The sequence below is a fragment of the Faecalimonas canis genome (assembly GCF_054601575.1).
On the sequence record NZ_BAAHSI010000017.1, the window covers coordinates 25,740 to 44,907 of the forward strand.

Consider the following 19,168-nt stretch of genomic DNA (forward strand, 5'->3'; position numbering starts at 1 on the left):
CAGACAATTATGTTCATTATTTTTATAGTATACCTTATTTTACGGTTTATCGCAATTACGAATGATAAGAAATAATGCTCTTACGCAAAATATAGGATTTTCTAATGAACCGTCACTCGTGAAATCCATTGAAAATTATAACAAAGACCTACAAGGGCAACAATGAATATTAATAACTGAATTAAATCAGAATATTCAACATACATTGGCATCGCCCTCCTTTCTTTCGTTTGGAGGGTGAACCTCTCCGTAAAAAAGAAAACGAAATTGCAATCACCGCTAAAATTATGATTAGAATTTTCCTATGCCCTTTTTCAGTTCATAGAAACAGAGCAGAAAACTCGAAAGATTCTGCTCTGTTAGGTATGGTTTCATTGTTATAATATGTAATTAAAAATAGATACTTTTACTTAGATTTTAATACTCCGTCAAATCCACTACCAGTAACTTCTACCTGAGCATTTTTAAATGTAGCAGTTCCGTATATCTCTTTAGAAATACTGTCTACGATTGCCAGTCCGCCATCTCCTTGGGTATATAATCTTCCATCAATTTCCAAGCCATTATTGTATTTTACATGAATTGCCGCTATATCTGCCCCCGTAGGAACATACTCTGTGCTTGCTTCTGCCATTTGTTCTGATACTATAATTGTCGTTGTATCGTTTTCATAAGTTCCTTCTATTTCCAAGTCAGGTGTAGAAGTACCACTAATTCTATGATAATTTCCCCAACCTTGACCTACTCCTGATGTTACACCAAGCAATCCGTTTTCATTTTTATAAAATGTATAATATTGCCCTTCTAAATAGTCTTTGCCCGCACTGCATCCGGATTCTTTCTGTTCAACTTGCCCGCTTGCTGTATACATTACATAAGACCATTCATATCCAATAGAAGCGATTACAAGACGTTCTCCTGAATCATCATCCTTATATGTACCTGCCCAACCCATTGTAATTGGGTCTGTCAATACATTCTCCTTTTCATTGCTTTCTGATGACTCTTCTTGCGGTTCTTTTACTGGTTCTTTTTTATGTTCTGTTTCTTCCGGCTCAGACTCTTCAGATTTATCTTTTTTTACTGTTTTCAGTTTCTTATCATCCATATTTGATTTAACATCTTTATAGGACAAAAGTGCAATATCATCTTTTGTAAGACCCATTTCTTCTAAATCATTCATTAAATGTGTCACTTTTGACTGAAAAAGTTCTCCTAATTTATATTTTTTAATCAAATCTAAAAGTTCCTTTTGGGGTTTATACCATTCTGAATCAAACATAAACCTAAATTTATCTTCTTTTATGTCATAAACAACTGCTGTCAATTTTTTGTCCCCAAAAGATGTTTCACAATTAATATGCATTTCTTCCGAATCTAAATTATAATAAACATCTCCGTTTTCTCCAAAATCCCCCAAACCTAATAACGATTCCAATGTTTCTTTAATGTTACTATTTTCTATTCTTACAATTTCGCTAGTCTTTGTATAACACAATGTCCATAAATTGTCAGATGCAAATTCATATCCATCGTTCACTTTATTTACTGTTGTATATTTTTGCAATTTTTTCAAGGTTTCTTTTGTCTGAGAATTTGCAGCAAACAATATAAAAACTATCACTCCCAAAATTATTCCCATTATTAATATTATTTTTTTTGATTTTCGTTTTTGGAGTTTATGTACGTTCTTAGCATTTTCGATAGTTTTTCCTGAATTATTTGATGTCTGCTCTATTTGTATAGATCGTCCACAGTTTGGGCAAAACGCATCATCATCTTTTATTTCTCTTCCGCAATTTTCACAAAACATATTTCCACATCCTTTATCTCTTTTTTGTAATTTTAATATAATGTCGCGGTTGTCTCATATCCATCATACTCTAAAATTAATGTTGCTCCCTTAACATTACATTCTGCAAAACTTAATCCATAAAATTCTAAGATATTTCCCTCTACATCTTCAATCGCAAAATCCCAATCGAGATTATCTGCTGTAATTGTGAATTCTATATTCATTTTTTCTCCGTCACATAATATATTTTCATCCAACAAATCTTCTTCCCAATCATCTACATTTGGTTCAGAAGCATAAAGCGCACAAATATCAAAACCTGTGTTGTTAACTACACGTATATTAAAATTCAGCGTTTCTTCTTTAGAACTCCATTTAAATATACCAATTACCACAACAACCGCTAAAACAATAATTGCTATCATTTTCCATTTTTTCTTTCCGCTCGAACCGTTATTCTCAAAATTACTTTGTGGCTTTTTCTGTGAATCAGTTCCTCTTCCTTTAATCTCTGAACCACAATTCTGACAAAATCTTTCATTCTCTTTTATTTTTCTTCCACAATTTTCACAAAACATACTTATCACCTTGTACTCTTATTCTTTTTTTATTTAAACAAAATATCTTAAATATTTCATAATGAAATTTCCAAACGCATATCCACACATGAAACCAGTTATTAACCTTCGCATATTATTTGATTCGCTATGAAACTTATATTGTACAAACCAATCCACAAACATAATCAAACAAAACAATATTCCGATTAAATTAGAAATTTCAGCAATCTTAAACAAAAGAACGCCCAATATTTCTCCTATAAACACTCCAGTACATCTAGCACATACTGGAAATTGTTTTCCATGATAGAAAAAACTCCTCTCTGGTAACTGGTGGCATCCCGTCGCTCTTCCTATTAACATAAGTTTTTTATATATTCTCTTTTTATTCATCATTCTACTCTGCAAAATATATTAAAATCGGGCAAACAATAATCAATGCCCCCGCCAAAGACAACATTGAACATTTTATACTATTCCAAATTTCTTTCTTCGTTTTTACTTCTAAAACATTCCAAATACTGTATCCTAATTGCTTGTCTATATCCTCACAAAGTTGATACGAAAAATATAATGGTATGGAAACTCCTGCTATAACAGCTATAAGAACGATTATGATTGTTCTTAAAAATCCACTCACAAGTTCATCCAATATTGGATAAAGCAAAAGTGAACCAATCGAACCATAACATAGACAATTTATAACCATTTTGTCTGTAAATGCCTTTATCATTTCTACGGCATCATGTTGTCCTAGATGCTGTTTGCCACAGTTTTTACACCCCCACCATGTTAACGAAGTATTCTTTACTTTAGATCCTGAACCGAATGCCCCACATAATAATCCGAACGGACCAAGCAAACACATTCCGCAGCATCCTCTTCCCATACTATATCCTTTTGTTTTTATTTCCGTCTCGCTCTTAACGATTGAAAATGTATCCTCACTGTTACAATACGGACATATGGAATCTTTTGGTATATTCGGTTCTGTCTGAATTGCTTTATCAATCGTACGGATAATATGCCCTCTCGCATCTTTCATACACTCAATCAGAACTTTAAAAAACTCAACAAATAATTCCCACAGTGTTTCATCTACGTTATTACCCTGAAAGGATTTTTCATTTCTTTCTGCTTGATCAACATTTACCGAGTTACCACAATTAGGACAATATTGAGCCTCTTCACTAATTTCACTTCCACAATTTCTGCAATATTTCATCTTACGCATACTCCTTATTCTTTTCCAATCAATGCCTGAAACTTCTCTACATCTTCAGTCATTCCATTTACAGGAATTTCAAAAGTCAATCCATTTCTCATTCTCAAATTTAAAATCTTTCCATAACCTGTATACAGAAAAATTGCTATCAAAAAAAGCCATACTATATCTGTCATATCCAGTAGAAACATTACCCCAAACAGTGCTGCATACAATGTATCCCAAAAATCCATTTTTGTTTTTACTTTCATTGAATCAATTTCTGATAGTTTTATCTCCAAATGATTCTCTTTATTTTTCCTTAAAAATCTATGGATATTTTGCTTTATCTGCAAACTATCTTCACTATTTCTCACCTCCGTTCGTATGATTTTATACCGCAGTCTTCCAAGCATTTTTATCTTTTGAAAATAAAATATCTTTTTAAATTGTTCTGTGTTATTAACTTCTTCATCTTTTGATACATCTATATCTTCCTTTTGTTCTAAAACACTGCTTCCACATTTAGAACAGAATTTTGCTTCTTCTTTAAGTTCATTTCCACAATTAACACATTCCTTTACGAACTGCCTTTCTTCATTTAGAATTTCATTACAGTTTTTTTCTTCTTGTTCCAAAATATTGTTTCCACATTTGGAACAAAATTTTGTACCCTCTTTAAGTTCATTTCCACAATTACTACACTTAATCATATCCTCATTTTCCTTTATAACTAATATTTTTATATCTATAGATTATTATACTATAACTAAACAAATATTACAATTAGATAAATATTTGTTAGGAGTTTTTATATGGATAATTTGAATTTTAAACAAATCGGAGAAAAATTAAGAACTATACGACTCTCTAAAAATCTGACACAAGAATATATTGCTAACTCCGCTGATGTAAACACCAGTCACATCAGCAATATCGAAAACGATCGTGTCAAAGTATCTCTTTCTACCTTAGTACAGATATGTAATGCTTTGGATACCACTGTTGACTATGTTTTATCTGAAGAATACACAGATGCTTCTTCTGCCATTGAACAGGAAATACTTCATGAATTACATGCTTGCAATAATGAAACAAAAGAACAGATTTTAAAAATTGTTAAGGCTTTACAATAGTTTTTTCGCTGCATAGCACTCTGCTATCAGCATTACCGCATACTGAAATCCTTTGACAAACCCTATCTCTTCTGTAAAACCTGTTACTATAAATAATTGATCTCGAATTTCCTCATACTCTTTTTCATTCAAACACAAACTATTTTTTTGCAGAAAATATTCTACTGCCTTTTCAATATCTTTCCCTGCTTCTTTCAAATAGTCTGTTTCCGATAATAATAGTTGATAAATTTCTTGTATTTTCCCATTCATAGCATCTTCTCCTTTTCCCAAAACATAAGTATAGTCCAAATCACATAAAAACAGCCAATGAAGATGACTCTCCATTGACCCCTTTTCAACTTTTTATATGATTGAATATCTTTATTTTAATTTTTCCGTCTTTTCATATTCGTACTTGCTAAAATCTGTTCTCTGTTTCTTTTAAAATATTATCAATAATTTAATATTTTTTCTCTAATTTTCTTCACTTGATTTTTGTACTTCTCTATGCTAAACTATTACCCGTTACAAAAACCCGAAAAACAAGGTCTTACAAGGGTTTCGCCGATTCCCGGCGTAAAATGAATCGAGTGTTCGTGACCTTCCACTCGTAAAACAAAACTAAAGGAGAATTGAATATGAAAAACCAGAAAGTAACATTTTTGACACAGGCGGCAATGATCGCCGCAATCTATGTTGTGTTGACTGTAGTGTTCGCACCATTCGGCTTTGGAGAAATTCAGGTCAGGGTTGCAGAATCCCTAACCATTCTTCCATTTTTCACACCGGCAGCAATTCCCGGATTATTTATCGGTTGTCTGATTGGAAATATATTAGGCGGTGCAATCATCCCTGATATTATTTTCGGAAGTTTAGCAACTCTTATCGCAGCCTGCTTTACATATACTCTGCGTAAGAAGAGTTCTTTTCTTGCTCCGCTTCCTCCAATCATTGCTAACACAATCGTTGTACCATTCGTTTTAGCATACGGATACGGAGTTCCACTCCCAATTCCATTTATGATGCTTACGGTAGGAATTGGAGAAATACTTTCATGCGGTGTACTTGGAATGATTGTACTAAAAGCACTTTCCAAATACGAATATGTTATCTTTAAAAATAGAAAAACTGTTTTTTAACAGCAAATGGCGTCATACGAATCCATCGCATGACGCCATTTTTTATTTCACATAGCCGAAGAACGTTCCCTGACTTCCTTTTGCCATATTTTCAATTACCGCTATTGCCTCTGTAGGTTTTTTAGAAGTACTCGGATTTAGATAAGTAATCATCTTATCATCATATCCCACTAATAGAATAGCGCTGTCTGTCCCTGTCATTGCAATGACAGGAGTCCCTTTTCCAATCATATAACACAACTGCTCTACAGTACATCCACTCAAATCAACTGCTTCTCCTCCTGAATATTTATTTAAAATATCCATAGGTGTTTTTCCGTCTTTCATCTCTTTTGCCACATTTACTTTTTTTCCTTCATATTCTAATGCCTGTCTTAAACACGCCTGAAGAGAAGTTTCTCCTGATTGTACGGAAAATGCAGAAGTGTTTTCCATATTGTATCGAAGTTGTCTGTTTCCTCTTTCCCAAACTTTTGTCTGCTTAGAAGTAACTACAACTCCCCTTAGTTCATCTGCTTTCGTAATAGCAGCCCCTGCTGTTTTATAAATCCCCTGTAACTTTCCTCTGCCATAAACATAATAACAGGTTTCATTGTCTGCCAGATTAAATTCAATTACTACAGGTTTTTCCTTCGATAAATGTTTTTGTATAAGACGTTTGGGGGTTGTTTCCAATGACATTTTCGTATCTTCCAGTCTTGTTATCGTCCCTTTTGTTTCGGATACATATGTTTCAACCGTAACGGAAGGTTCTTCCTGCACTTTATTATTCGTAATATAGTGCTGGGTAATACCCGCGTAAGTATCTCCGCTCTTTTTTACTCTTTCCAACGTAATCATATTATGTTCTGTTTTAGCATTTACAACATAAGTTTGGTCTTCCTGATACGTTTTTACCACTTCATTTTTCTGATTACGGATTTCTACCTTATATAATGGAATAATTTGATTACCGGATACGTTTTTACCAATATCCTCTTTTCTACCGATACCATAAACCGCATCGCCCAAAACAAATGTAAGCGGGCGGATAACTTCATTCTCTTCTGCTTTTACTTTATATTTTTTACCTGTCTGCAAATTTTGAATTGTCATCTCAGTCGCTTCCGTCAATTTGCCATTTGACTGATAAGCAATATATTTTCCGTCGTCAGAAACGATATACTGACCTTCCTCCAGACTTTTCACCAATACAGAACGCTTTTGTGTTTCTAAATCAATTTCATATAATGTGCCTTCAAACATTGCGTATAATTTATTCTCTTCCTTACTATAATAAGCAAGTTGAATTAAATTTTGTGCTGCTATCTCGCCGGATTTTCCGCTTGGAATAAATGCTTTCTCTTCCACATAATTTTTCTCGCTATTGAAATAATAAATACCCGCGCCAACCTGTCCTTCATGTATTCCACGATTCATATATCCACACACAACAAATGTTGTATTTCCTTTATTATCCATGGAAATTAAATCTATTGTGTGATTATCATTTCTGCTGCGAATATCATTTCCCTCTCCGTCTGCAAAACTGAACACAAGAGAAACCTCATTTTTTTCTTTATTATAATTCCATACTTCTCTTTCCTGCACAAAAGAAATCCTATTTTCTTTTTCATTGACAAGATACGGAACTTCTCCATTTGCAATTCCAAGTTCAATTCCTTTTATAGAAAAATCACTTTCTTTTCCCGAAAATATTTCATTCATTGTACGCTCATAATCTTCCAAAGAACCTTTTCCCTTAAGGAAACGCACTTTAAAAAATTCAGTTACATTATATAAATCTTCATTTTCTCCCATCTTGCATTTCACCTGATATTTCAGATAAATGGAAGTGTATGTTTCCGTACTTTCTTTAATCTGCCATATGACATCTCCGACAATTTCCGAATTTAATCCATTCCAGCCAATCTGCTTTATATCTGATTTTAACGTTACTTTATGAAGAGAGTTCGGATTTGGATTACTTCCGCGTTCCAACCTCGGCTTTAATGTATTTACCTGACCTGCATCGAATGTTTTCTTGTGAAAATCATCTGCAAATTCCAAACACTGTTGTACATGAAATTCCGTTGCCTTCAACACGCGTGTGTAGTAATAAACATCTCTTCCATTATCCAACGTCATTTTCATCTTTAGAACCTTTTCTTCTCCGTCAGAAATCGTATCACCAAGTTCTATATTGACGCTGTCCTGTACTTTTTTTATCGTATTCTGCTTAATGCTTTCCTTTCCGTCCAACGTACATATTTCATAAGTAAATGATTTAATTTTCCCCTCATAACCATGTATATCCGCCTGTACTGTCGTTCCGACAGAAATAGGTAAAACCATATCTCTTACTGATGTAATATCCATACTTTCCGTATAACCGAAAAGAGTATTAATCTTATATTCCCCTTCATTAAAGGAAATGACCGGAAGTCCCGCCTCCTCCATAACTTCTGTTTTTTCTGCGGATCTCTCTTTGAAAACCGTACCAAAAATAATGACCGCCACAATAATGATAACAGCCAGTACGCTTCCTGTTATTATCTTTTTTTTCATCTATACTTCCCCTTTATTATCTAATAGTTTCTTCAATGTTAGCGAAAGATGTAACTGTTCCTCACAAGCAGCAATCTTTTCCGCATTTTTTCTTTTCTTTCCTGTTTTGACAGCACGGATTAAAATATTTTTTGGAGTATGTTCCATATCAATAAACTCCAAAATCTGTGTTTCATATCCTTCCCTCTCCAAATATTCTGCCCGCAGTGCGTCCGTTACAAGAGCGGAAATTCTTTCCTTAATTAAACCATATTTTAAAATCGGCTCTAATATTTCATTTTTTATCTGATTATTCGCCTCATGCTGACAGCACGGCACAGATAAAATAACTTTTGCATTCCAGCCAACCGCTTTTGCCAGCGCATAGTCGGTAGCCGTATCACAGGCGTGAAGTGTCACAACCATATCTACCTCATTTACTCCTGTGTAATCTGCGATATTGCCTTCCAAAAACTTTAGTTTCTCATACCCATACTTCTCGCTTAACTCATTACAATGTTGAATAACATCTTTCTTCAAATCCAACCCGATAATGCGTACATCGTACTGCCTTAACTCATGTAAATAATAATACATCGCAAATGTCAGGTAAGATTTCCCACAACCGAAATCTAAAATCGTAATTTCTCTGTCTTTATCTAGCTGCGGTAATATATCCTCAATAAATTCTAAGAAACGGTTTATCTGTCTGAACTTATCAAAACGTGTTCTTACAATTTTTCCTTCCTGCGTCATTACCCCTAAATCACACAAAAATGGAACCGTTTTCCCTTCTTCTAAAATATATTGTTTTGAGCGGTTATGAGATAAATCGACCTGTTTTACACAACCTGCCTGCTGCTTTTTCTTCACAGTCACTTTTCCCTTCTTGCTTACCAAAACAGTATACTGATTTTGTTTTGTTTCCAACTGCATCTGTTTAAACTGTTCCATCATCTCTAAAAGATAGCAAACAGCCGCTTCTCTTTTATAATTTTTATGAAATGCCTGATTATTTTCAAATATCTCACACTGAAATAATAGTTCCCCTTTTACCATAACCGGACGGACTTTTATCTTCATCATCCCGCCTTTTCTCTTTGGGTTACTTATTGTTGCCTGTATAAAATCTATATGTAAACTTTCTTCTAAAATATTTCTGATTTCTTCCATAAATACCTCTTTAAATTTTAATCACATAATATTGTAATGCGTATTACTCACAAACGCAAGAAAGACAAGGAATATTTTATAATTCCTTGCCTTTTCTTCATTGTTTTGTTACATTTCTTCCTGTTTTGTAACAGTTGGCTGCATCTGCGGGAAAGTAATCGTAACTTTAAATAAATCTCCGTCAATATAAATCTTAAATTTTCCGCCCTGCATTTCTGTAAGATTTTTCGCAATGGAAAGTCCCAGACCGCTTCCTTCAGTACTTCTTGAAACATCTCCTCTTATAAATCTTTCGGTAAGTTCATCTGCCGTAATATTCAACGGATACTCAGAAACATTTTTTAAAGAAAGCACAACAATCTTACCGTTTGCAACTACATCCACATAAATTCTTGTTGACGGCATCGCATATTTAGCCGCATTATTGTAAATGTTTTCAATAACTCTCCACATACGACGTCCATCCACCCGAACAATCACCGGTTCTTCCGGTACATTTACAACCGCTTTCAAATCTTTTTTCTCAAACTTCTCTGCAAATTCACCTGTCGTCTGATGTATCATTTCAACAAGGTTTAAGTTAATAAACTCTAAGTTGATATTTCCCGAACTGATTTTAGATGCCTCAACAACATCTTCCGTCAAAGTTTTTAATCTCTGTGATTTCGCATCCAAAATATCCAAATATCTCTGCACTTTTGGGTCATCAAATTTTTCCTGTTTGAGCAAACCTACATAATTAATAATAGAAGTAAGCGGTGTTTTAATATCATGAGATACGTTGGTAATCAGATCCGTTTTCAACCTTTCATCTTTCAAACTTTTTTCAACCGCATTTTGAATACCTTCGCCAATGCGGTTAACCTGCATTGCCATTTCCTGATTATCTTTTGAAAGGTTTTTTAAAGAAATTTTATATTTTGCATCTCCGTTGGCGATACACATAATTCCTTTTTTAATTTTTTCTTTCTCAATGCTTCTCTGTGCAATTTTAATTACCATATATACATCAACTGCAATTCCAAGAAGAATGAAAAAACCTGAATTTGATGTCATCAAAAGATTAATAATAAGCATTCCGCTTCCGATAATTACAATTTTCGTAATACTGCTGCGATTTCTGTAAATATAAGCGACTGACTGTAAAAACCATCTACAGATACTGCCCTTCCATAAATTTCTCGCTTTAATTCTTCTCACAAAACTTAAATAAGCAATAAGAAATAGCATTCCTGCCACAAATGTGCCTGCGCCTATCCCCATAAATGTTGCCACAGTAATTCTTCCGCTTCGCAATGGTTCTGCATTCCATGATTCCGCATAATTGTTTATCTGATACAGATAATATTCTATTGCCATTACAATTTCCATTACAATAGGAGTTCCTAAACAACCGATTAAGCATAGCCAAATCTCTGTTTTCCATTTATCAAATCTTGTTAATTCCAGTTCTTCACATTGATTGGAACGTCCCGAAACTGCTGTAAGCCATATGATTGAGAGTAATAAAATAATCGTCGCCCCTACTCCAATAACAATGGCATTATCCATATACGGAGAATATTTTTCATATGATTCCGCCCAATTATAAAATGAATCCTGAATCGTATAATCTGTATTTACAGAAACAATCAATTGGAATTTTTCGGGATAATTCAAACTTGATTTGACCATATGCTGCCAATCTGATAAGGCTATTCCTTCTTTCGACATATTTGTGGAACAGTCAGCAAGTTTTGGAGAAACTACAACATACTTACCTGTTTTGGTCATTTCATGCATTTCGCTTTCAACATTATCCCATGTGATATTCCGGTTTGTTTCTAACTGTTTCTTATCGTAATCAACATACAGATACGATAAATTTGTGTTTCCCTGTGAAAAAGAAGGCTCATAGGTATCATATGCTTCCTTGAGAGAAGAAACTCTTGATTTCATCGCATCTAATGCTTCCTGCATCTGCTCCAATGAACCGTTAAACATTTCAGAAGTATTTGCCAACTCTACCATTGTTTTTCCTTCTGTTGTCTTTATCGTTGTATCAAACGGCTCATTATAGAACCATACTTCTTTGTAAACTGTCTTGCCGTCTTTATCAAGTATTTTGCCATCCGGAAGATATATTCCCTCTTCCATTGTTTTCAATGCCTCTTCCTGTTGCTTTTTTGTTTCTGCTTCATTTGGAAATAGATATGCATTTTGTCTTGATTCACGAATAAATTCCGGAAATCCCATATAATGATATGTACCGTCTTCTCTTTTTCCGACAACGAGTTCATTCTCTTCTCCCTCTACTCTATCCAATAAATCTTCTAAATGAAAACTAAATTCACCCTCGCCCTTTTTCAGTTCACCTATATTTCTAAGATTTTCCACCGTCACAGACTGCGTTAAATCTTTTTTCCCATCTTTTTCAAGAATGCTTTTGCTTTCCAAAAATGCAAGCAGTTCTCTTGTTTCATTAGATACCTGTTTTGAAAATCCTCTCGTATCTTCATAACTTCTCTCTGTCTTTTTTGTAAACAGTTCCTCGTAATTTTGTCCCGGATAGGCTAACCCAATCGCTAAGCAAACGCTCATCACTGCAACGGATGCCCCTGCGAGCAATACTAAAATTCCTTTACAAAAGGCTGATTTATACCATCTTTTCATAAATACCCCTTTCTAAAGTTTTTCTATCTTATATCCAACTCCCCATACAACTTTTAAATATCTAGGCTCTTTCGGATTGATTTCAATCTTCTCCCTAATATGCCGGATATGTACTGCAACCGTATTATCTGCTCCGATTGCGTCTTCATTCCAAATACTTTCATATATCTGGTCAATAGAAAAAACTTTTCCTTGATTTTTCATCAACAATAATAAAATATTATATTCGATAGGAGTAAGTTTTACCGGTTCTCCGTCCACAGTCACTTCTTTTAAATCATCATCAATGGAAAGTCCTCCTACCGTATATACCGCATTGTTATTTTGTACAACCGTACTTCCAAGTTTTGTATATCTTCTCAATTGCGATTTTACCCTCGCTACAAGTTCAAGCGGGTTGAAAGGTTTTGTTACATAGTCATCCGCACCTACATTTAACCCTAAAATCTTGTCAACATCTTCTGATTTTGCGGACAAAATAATAATCGGCAGACTATTCTCCTCTCGAATTTTCAGTGTTGCCCGAATACCGTCAAGTCTTGGCATCATTACATCTATAACTAATAAATCTACTTTTTCTTCCTGCTTTAATACCCTTAATGCTTCTTCGCCGTCATATGCCTTCAGCACGTTGTACCCTTCCTGTCTTAAGTAAATTTCAATTGCCTCTACAATTTCTTTGTCATCATCACATACTAAAATATTAAACATTTTCATCACCTCCCTTGTAGTATACAAGATTAGCATGGAATTTTTAAGAGCCTGCTCTGAAAATTCTTAAGAAAGTTTAAAATTTATGTACTTAGTAATTGTATTATAATTCGCAATTTAGTATAATTAAGTAAATTTTTTTCAGAGAAAGGAGTTTGCATATGGCTAATTCAATAGACAAAGCATTATTTGAAATTACCCCAAAAATCCAGCAATTAGCGGAACTGTGCGAACAGAACAACGCTATTGACAAAGAACTATATACAAAATATGAAGTAAAACGAGGACTTCGTGACTTAAACGGAAAAGGGGTCCTCGCCGGTCTTACGAATATTTCTGATGTCTGTGCTACCAAAGTAGTGGACGGCGTGGAAGTTCCTTGCGAAGGTAATCTCTACTATCGCGGCTATAATATAAAAGATCTTGTCCGAGGATTTTTAGAGGCGGAACATTTCGGTTTTGAGGAAGCCTCATATCTTCTCTTATTTGGTAGTCTTCCAAACAAACAGGAACTTAACGATTTCCATGAAACACTTATCGAGAGAAGAACACTCCCTCCAAACTTCGTTAGGGATATTATTATGAAAGCACCAAGTAGAGATATGATGAACAGTCTTTCCCGCTCTATTTTAAACTTATATTCCTATGATGAAAAAGCGGATGATACTTCTATTCCGAATGTTTTGCGCCAGTGTCTGAACCTAATTAGCCAATTTCCTATGCTCATGGTATATGGTTATCATGCTTATAATTATAGACGTGGAGATGACCTTTTCATTTATGCACCCTCGCCAAAACTTTCCACAGCAGAAAACATTCTGATGATGTTAAGAGAAGATAAGCAATATACAAAATTTGAAGCAACCGTGCTTGACATGGCACTTGTTTTACATATGGACCATGGCGGTGGAAATAACTCCACATTTACTACACACGTTGTTACCTCTTCAGGAACAGATACTTACTCAACAATTGCGGCAGCACTTGCCTCTCTCAAAGGTCCAAAACATGGCGGTGCAAATATTAAAGTTTCTCAAATGTTTGATGATATGAAACAACATTTATCTGACTGGACAGATGAAGATGCTGTTCGCCAATATTTAAATGACTTACTGGATAAAAAAGCATTTGATCAAAAAGGGCTTATCTATGGTATGGGACATGCCATTTACTCTATTTCTGATCCAAGAGCGGATATCTTCAAAGGATTCGTAAAACGTCTTGCCATTGAAAAAGGACGCGAAAAAGAATATAACCTATATGAAATGGTAGAACGTCTTGCTCCTGAAGTTATCGGGGAAAAACGTAAAATTTACAAAGGGGTTAATGCCAACGTAGACTTCTATAGCGGTCTTGTATATGGTATGCTCGGTCTTCCAAAAGAACTGTATACTCCTATTTTTGCCGCCGCACGTATTGTCGGCTGGAGCGCTCACCGATTAGAAGAATTAAAAAATGTAGATAAAATTATCCGTCCTGCTTATCGCCCGTTATGCCCTTACCGCGATTATGTCAAACTGGAGGACAGATAGTATTTATGAAGCAACATTTTTATTATCCGTCACAGGACGGAAAAACAAAAATTCACGCAATTGAATGGATTCCTGAAGGAAATATTTCCGCCATACTACAAATTTCTCATGGTATGGTGGAATATATTGACCGATATGATGAATTTGCCCATTTTCTAAATGAACATGGTTATTATGTGGTCGGACACGACCATTTAGGACACGGCAAATCTGTACAGACAAAAGAAAACTGGGGGTATTTTGAAAAAGAAAACGGAAACGAATGTGTTATCGGTGACATACATCAGTTACGCCAAATCACACAAGAAAAATATCCCGATATTCCGTATTTTCTTCTCGGACACAGTATGGGATCTTTTCTCGCACGACAATATCTCACGATACACGGAAACGGACTTTCCGGAGCAATTATTATGGGAACGGGAAATCAACCTCTTTTCCTTGTAAAACTCGGAAAAATATTATGTAAATTTATCGCATCATTTAAAGGCTGGCACTATAGAAGCCATTTCATAAACAATATGGCTTTTGGAGGATATAATAAAAATTTTTCTCCTTCCCGCACACCGATGGATTGGCTGAGCCGTAACCCGAAAAACGTAGATAAATATTTAAGTGAGGACTGTTGTACGTTTATTTTTACGGTAAACGGTTATTATCATATGTTTAGAGGTATGGAGCATCTTGCGAAAAAAGAAAATTTTGAACAAATCCCAAAAAATCTCCCCATATTTTTTGTTGCGGGACAGGATGATCCTGTGGGAAACTTTGGAAAAGGTGTTAAAAACGTCTTCCAAAAATATAAAAACGGCGGTATAAAAGACGTTTCCATAAAACTTTATAAAGATGACCGACATGAAATTTTAAATGAAGACGACCGCGGGATTGTCTATGCAGACATTTATCAGTGGCTTGAAACAAAGCGAATTTCCTGCACACATTAAGGTAATGATATGCTATACTTGTATCAAGATAAAAATGTTAGGAGATAGAAATTTATGAATACGCCCAAATGTACTTTAGGCAATCCACAAAATACAATAGAAATATTACAGAAATATCAGTTTTCTTTTCAAAAGAAATTCGGACAAAACTTTTTAATTGATACCCATGTTTTAGATAAAATCATCTCTTCTGCCGAGATTACAAAAGACGATTTTGTGCTGGAAATCGGTCCCGGAATCGGAACAATGACACAATATCTCGCTTCTGCAGCAAGAGAAGTTGTTGCTGTTGAAATCGACAAAGCGCTTATTCCGATTTTATCCGATACATTGAGTGAATTTGATAACGTTACGATTATTAATAATGATGTGTTAAAGGTAGATATAGGTGCTTTGGCACAAGAACGTAATGACGGCAAACCAATTAAAGTCGTTGCAAACCTGCCATATTATATTACAACGCCGATTATTATGGGATTATTTGAAAGCAACGTACCAATTGAAAGCATTACTGTTATGGTACAGAAAGAAGTTGCCGATCGTATGCAGGTCGGTCCCGGAACAAAAGACTACGGCGCCTTATCACTTGCCGTACAATATTATGCAAAACCATATATTGTAGCAAATGTTCCTCCAAATTGTTTTATGCCAAGACCTAAGGTTGCCTCAGCAGTTATCCGCCTGGAACGACATAAAGAACCTCCGGTTTCTGTTGAAGACGAAAAACTTATGTTTAAAATTATACGTGCGTCTTTCAATCAGCGAAGAAAAACTTTAGCCAACGGCTTAAATAACTCGCCTGAAATCAATCTCCCAAAAGAAGTCATTACCGAGGCGATCGAAGAACTCGGAAAAGGTGCAAGCGTGCGTGGAGAAATTTTAACGTTAAAAGAATTTGCCGCATTAAGCGATAATATAAGTAAACGATTATAATTTTCATCTTAGAAAGGAGATGTGTCTATGCAATACCAAATCAAAGGAGAAACTTTACCTGTTGTTATCTGTCATTTAGATGCAGGTGAAAAAATGATTACAGAAAAAGGCTCAATGTCTTGGATGTCACCGAATATGCTTATGGAAACAGGTACAAACGGTGGTATTGGAAAAGCATTTGGAAGAATGTTTTCCGGTGAATCTATGTTTCAAAACACTTACACCTCACAAGGTGGGAGCGGAACAATCGCATTTGCATCCAGTTTTCCGGGTTCAATAAAAGCATTTGAAATCAGTCCGGGAAATGAAATGATATTCCAAAAGAGCGCTTTCCTTGCAGCCGAAGCGGGCGTACAACTTTCTATTCATTTCCAAAAGAAATTAGGCTCCGGTCTGTTCGGTGGTGAAGGATTTATTTTACAGAGAGTTTCCGGTCAGGGAACTATGTTTGCTGAATTTGATGGTCATGTAATCGAATACGAATTACAGCCTGGGCAACAAATCGTTGTAGATACAGGACATTTGGCAGCAATGACACCATCCTGCCAAATGGATATTCAAACAATACGAGGAGTGAAAAATATTGTGTTCGGCGGTGAAGGACTTTTCAATACAATCATTACCGGACCCGGCCGTGTATGGTTACAGACAATGCCTGCAAGCAATGTAGCCGGTGCATTAATTCCATACTTACCTACGGGAAATTAATTCCTTCATAATTTGTTCAAATTTAAAACACAAAATGTACATATTACTCTTATATACTAAAAGAAAAGTTAATAAAACCTCTTATTTAACTTTTCTTTTTCATAATCAGCCGGCATCCTTGATGTCGGCTTTTCCTCTATTCATACATACGAGAAAGGTTGGTTTCTACTCAGTAGATAACCAACCTTTCTCGTTGTCTAACATCACATATTATTTGGGGTTAAACATGATGATGTCAGTTCATTATTTAAAGGAATGAGAGTAAAGTGTACACCTTAAGGTCACCTCAAGGTGAAAATTTACTTTATGAGGGGGGAGATAGTTGTTGTTTATCAACTATCTGACTCTTAGTATAAAGGATAAATGTGTCCAAAATATGTTCAGACTATAAAAGAAATAGAAATTTTATTAAGGGAAAATAAAAGAATAACTATTTTCCCTGCAAAATATACTTTCTCACAACTGAAAAAGGGGCTGGACCTAGTTCCAACACTGCCTTATGAAACTCTTTTTGTGAGAAATTTTTGCCTTTTTTATCTGCTACTTCCTTTTTCAACTCCAGAAACTCTACATATCCAATATAATACTTCAAATAATTTGCGGGAGTAGAAACGATTAACTCATAGATTTCTCCTATTACTTTTTTGTCTTTAATCCCATATTTTGAAAAAAACTTAACGGTATCCTGAAACGACCATCCGTCATAATGAATACCTATATCCGCCCTTGCGTATAATCCAAGCAGAAGAGAATTATTTTTCTGCGCCAAAACTGCCTGTTTCTTTTCCAAAGGAGTAAGATAATACGAACACATTTCGGCATAAGTCGCCCACCCTTCCACATACCCTCCAAACTGTAAAAGACTGCGAATAGGATTGGGGTTTGTTGAGGCAAAATATGTAGTCTGATACAAATGTCCCGGATACCCCTCATGTGCCAGTGTTGTATACAAATGTAGTTTTTCCATATCATGCAAACGGTTAATATAAATCACGTTTTCCTCCGTATTGTCAATACACGGTATCAAATAAAACGCAGGACTTAAATAGGATTCCATCTCTCTCGGTACAAACTTAATTTCTATTTTCACCTCCGGCACTTTTGGAAAAACCCTTCTTATTTTTTTCTTTAAATCTTCCAAATAATCCTCCGGTGTATTATCCTGCAAAGCAAAAACCTCAGCCACTTCTTGTTCTTCTCCCAACTGACTAATCGCAAGTAAATCTTCCGTCATCTGTTTTTGAATAAGCGATTTCAATTCCGAAACTTTACGCAAAGAACCTGTTTCCCTTTTCACTATGTATTGATAATATTTTTTTCCTCTCTGAAAATGACAAACTCCTCCTAGATTTTTCCCTTTCCCACGCATATTTTTTAATGCCTGAATCAATTTTTCATAAGAAGGGAACACATACGTTTGCAACATTTTTTCATTTTCCGAAAAATATGCCTTTTTCTCTTCTTTCGTTAATTCAGAAATATTTTTCAAACGCTGCTCAAAAGTAGAATACAGATAGTGTTTCTTTCCCTGTGAAACTACCGAATTACACTGTTCTATAATGGAGTCGGTAACCTCATTTGATAAAAAAAGCCCTTTTTCCCCCTTCTCTTTCTCAAACTCGATAAGTGACTCAAAGTAATCCGGTGTTGCCTTCAGCAGTTGCAAATAAGTGTCCACATCTTCTTTTTTTGTAAAAGAATATTCCGCAAGCAAAACCGGAAGTTGCGCCTGTATGCCCGTAACCGCATTTAGCGGCTCTTCATACAAGAGATATTTACACCCTTCTTTTTGTAACTGTAAATGGGATTTCAATACATCATATGTTAAACGATTTTCCTCCGACAACTTTCTATACGGAAATTTTTTCAACAATTCCTCGCAGTTTTCCACCGATGCCATCGCCGACACCCCATCTGTAGAAAATCCGCCGTAAGTTACAGGTGCATTCAAAATACCATACTCCTTCGGATTTTCTAATGTATAGTGCAGGTTAATTGTATTCGCGGAAACCTCCTGCTGAAATAAAGATAACGTAAACTTTTCAAAAGTTTTATTGACGTCAGCGGAACTCGGAATAAAATGATTTGCCAGCAGAGAAACGGCAAGTAAAATGGCAAGAAGAAATGAAATATGACGTGCCTTTTTGGATTTCTTTGCAAAAGAGATTTTCAT

General features: G+C 35.1%; 17 protein-coding genes. 6 read left to right on the plus strand and 11 right to left on the minus strand.

All coding sequences use genetic code 11. The annotated features are described in order from the left end of the window. Nucleotides 1-406: 406 nt before the first annotated feature. Genes ACYPXO_RS05730 through ACYPXO_RS05750 form a run of 5 tightly spaced genes read right to left on the minus strand, consistent with a single transcriptional unit; the run spans nucleotide 407 to nucleotide 4,272 of the window. Nucleotides 407-1,813, minus strand: coding sequence for a zinc ribbon domain-containing protein (locus ACYPXO_RS05730; RefSeq protein ID WP_459639669.1), 1,407 nt, complete (start codon nucleotides 1,811-1,813; stop codon nucleotides 407-409). Nucleotides 1,814-1,845: 32 nt separating this feature from the next. Then, nucleotides 1,846-2,373, minus strand: coding sequence for a zinc-ribbon domain-containing protein (locus tag ACYPXO_RS05735; RefSeq protein ID WP_459639670.1), 528 nt, complete (start codon nucleotides 2,371-2,373; stop codon nucleotides 1,846-1,848). Nucleotides 2,374-2,406: 33 nt separating this feature from the next. Further along, nucleotides 2,407-2,751 carry a DUF2085 domain-containing protein gene (locus ACYPXO_RS05740; protein WP_459639671.1) on the minus strand — a complete coding sequence of 115 codons (345 nt, stop codon included), beginning with the start codon at nucleotides 2,749-2,751 and terminating at the stop codon, nucleotides 2,407-2,409. A gap of 1 nt (nucleotide 2,752) precedes the next feature. Continuing rightward, nucleotides 2,753-3,580 (minus strand): zinc-ribbon domain-containing protein, encoded by an 828-nt coding sequence (locus ACYPXO_RS05745; RefSeq protein ID WP_459639672.1) that lies wholly within the window; start codon nucleotides 3,578-3,580, stop codon nucleotides 2,753-2,755. Between the two features lie 14 nt (nucleotides 3,581-3,594). Continuing rightward, on the minus strand, nucleotides 3,595-4,272 hold the full coding sequence (locus ACYPXO_RS05750; RefSeq protein ID WP_459639673.1) for a zinc ribbon domain-containing protein: 678 nt from the start codon (nucleotides 4,270-4,272) through the stop codon (nucleotides 3,595-3,597). Nucleotides 4,273-4,374: 102 nt separating this feature from the next. On the opposite strand from ACYPXO_RS05750, the gene ACYPXO_RS05755 reads away from it, so the two are divergent. After that, nucleotides 4,375-4,695, plus strand: a complete 321-nt coding sequence (locus ACYPXO_RS05755) for a helix-turn-helix domain-containing protein (RefSeq protein ID WP_459639674.1) — start codon at nucleotides 4,375-4,377, stop codon at nucleotides 4,693-4,695. Here ACYPXO_RS05755 and ACYPXO_RS05760 read toward each other — a convergent pair. Beyond that, nucleotides 4,687-4,947, minus strand: a complete 261-nt coding sequence (locus ACYPXO_RS05760; RefSeq protein ID WP_459639675.1) for a hypothetical protein — start codon at nucleotides 4,945-4,947, stop codon at nucleotides 4,687-4,689. The genes ACYPXO_RS05755 and ACYPXO_RS05760 overlap by 9 nt on opposite strands. A 368-nt stretch (nucleotides 4,948-5,315) precedes the next feature. Between ACYPXO_RS05760 and ACYPXO_RS05765 the strand changes: the two genes are divergently transcribed. Next, nucleotides 5,316-5,816, plus strand: coding sequence for a QueT transporter family protein (locus tag ACYPXO_RS05765; protein WP_459639676.1), 501 nt, complete (start codon nucleotides 5,316-5,318; stop codon nucleotides 5,814-5,816). A gap of 42 nt (nucleotides 5,817-5,858) precedes the next feature. Here the strand turns inward: ACYPXO_RS05765 and ACYPXO_RS05770 are convergent, their stop codons facing one another. The 4 genes from ACYPXO_RS05770 to ACYPXO_RS05785 form a co-directional block, all read right to left on the minus strand. Beyond that, the gene (locus tag ACYPXO_RS05770; protein WP_459639677.1) at nucleotides 5,859-8,363 is read right to left on the minus strand and encodes a cysteine peptidase family C39 domain-containing protein; all 2,505 of its coding nucleotides are present in this window, start codon (nucleotides 8,361-8,363) and stop codon (nucleotides 5,859-5,861) included. Then, nucleotides 8,364-9,515, minus strand: coding sequence for a class I SAM-dependent methyltransferase (locus ACYPXO_RS05775; RefSeq protein WP_459639678.1), 1,152 nt, complete (start codon nucleotides 9,513-9,515; stop codon nucleotides 8,364-8,366). Between the two features lie 108 nt (nucleotides 9,516-9,623). Further along, a complete protein-coding gene (locus tag ACYPXO_RS05780) occupies nucleotides 9,624-12,167 on the minus strand; it encodes a sensor histidine kinase (RefSeq protein WP_459639679.1) in 2,544 nt (847 codons plus the stop codon). A gap of 12 nt (nucleotides 12,168-12,179) precedes the next feature. Continuing rightward, complete coding sequence (locus tag ACYPXO_RS05785) at nucleotides 12,180-12,878, minus strand: response regulator transcription factor (protein ID WP_459639680.1); 699 nt, start codon at nucleotides 12,876-12,878, stop codon at nucleotides 12,180-12,182. A gap of 161 nt (nucleotides 12,879-13,039) precedes the next feature. Here ACYPXO_RS05785 and ACYPXO_RS05790 point away from each other — a divergent pair, with 161 nt between their 5' ends. The 4 genes from ACYPXO_RS05790 to ACYPXO_RS05805 are packed head-to-tail and all read left to right on the plus strand — an operon-like array spanning nucleotide 13,040 to nucleotide 16,995. Continuing rightward, nucleotides 13,040-14,410 carry a citrate/2-methylcitrate synthase gene (locus ACYPXO_RS05790; protein WP_459639681.1) on the plus strand — a complete coding sequence of 457 codons (1,371 nt, stop codon included), beginning with the start codon at nucleotides 13,040-13,042 and terminating at the stop codon, nucleotides 14,408-14,410. A gap of 5 nt (nucleotides 14,411-14,415) precedes the next feature. Further along, complete coding sequence (locus tag ACYPXO_RS05795) at nucleotides 14,416-15,354, plus strand: alpha/beta fold hydrolase (protein WP_459639682.1); 939 nt, start codon at nucleotides 14,416-14,418, stop codon at nucleotides 15,352-15,354. Between the two features lie 54 nt (nucleotides 15,355-15,408). Then, nucleotides 15,409-16,287, plus strand: a complete 879-nt coding sequence (gene rsmA / locus ACYPXO_RS05800; protein WP_459639683.1) for a 16S rRNA (adenine(1518)-N(6)/adenine(1519)-N(6))-dimethyltransferase RsmA — start codon at nucleotides 15,409-15,411, stop codon at nucleotides 16,285-16,287. A 27-nt stretch (nucleotides 16,288-16,314) separates the two neighbouring features. Next, nucleotides 16,315-16,995 (plus strand): TIGR00266 family protein, encoded by a 681-nt coding sequence (locus ACYPXO_RS05805; RefSeq protein ID WP_459639684.1) that lies wholly within the window; start codon nucleotides 16,315-16,317, stop codon nucleotides 16,993-16,995. A gap of 430 nt (nucleotides 16,996-17,425) precedes the next feature. Here the strand turns inward: ACYPXO_RS05805 and ACYPXO_RS05810 are convergent, their stop codons facing one another. Then, on the minus strand, nucleotides 17,426-19,168 hold the full coding sequence (locus ACYPXO_RS05810) for a DUF885 domain-containing protein (RefSeq protein ID WP_459639685.1): 1,743 nt from the start codon (nucleotides 19,166-19,168) through the stop codon (nucleotides 17,426-17,428).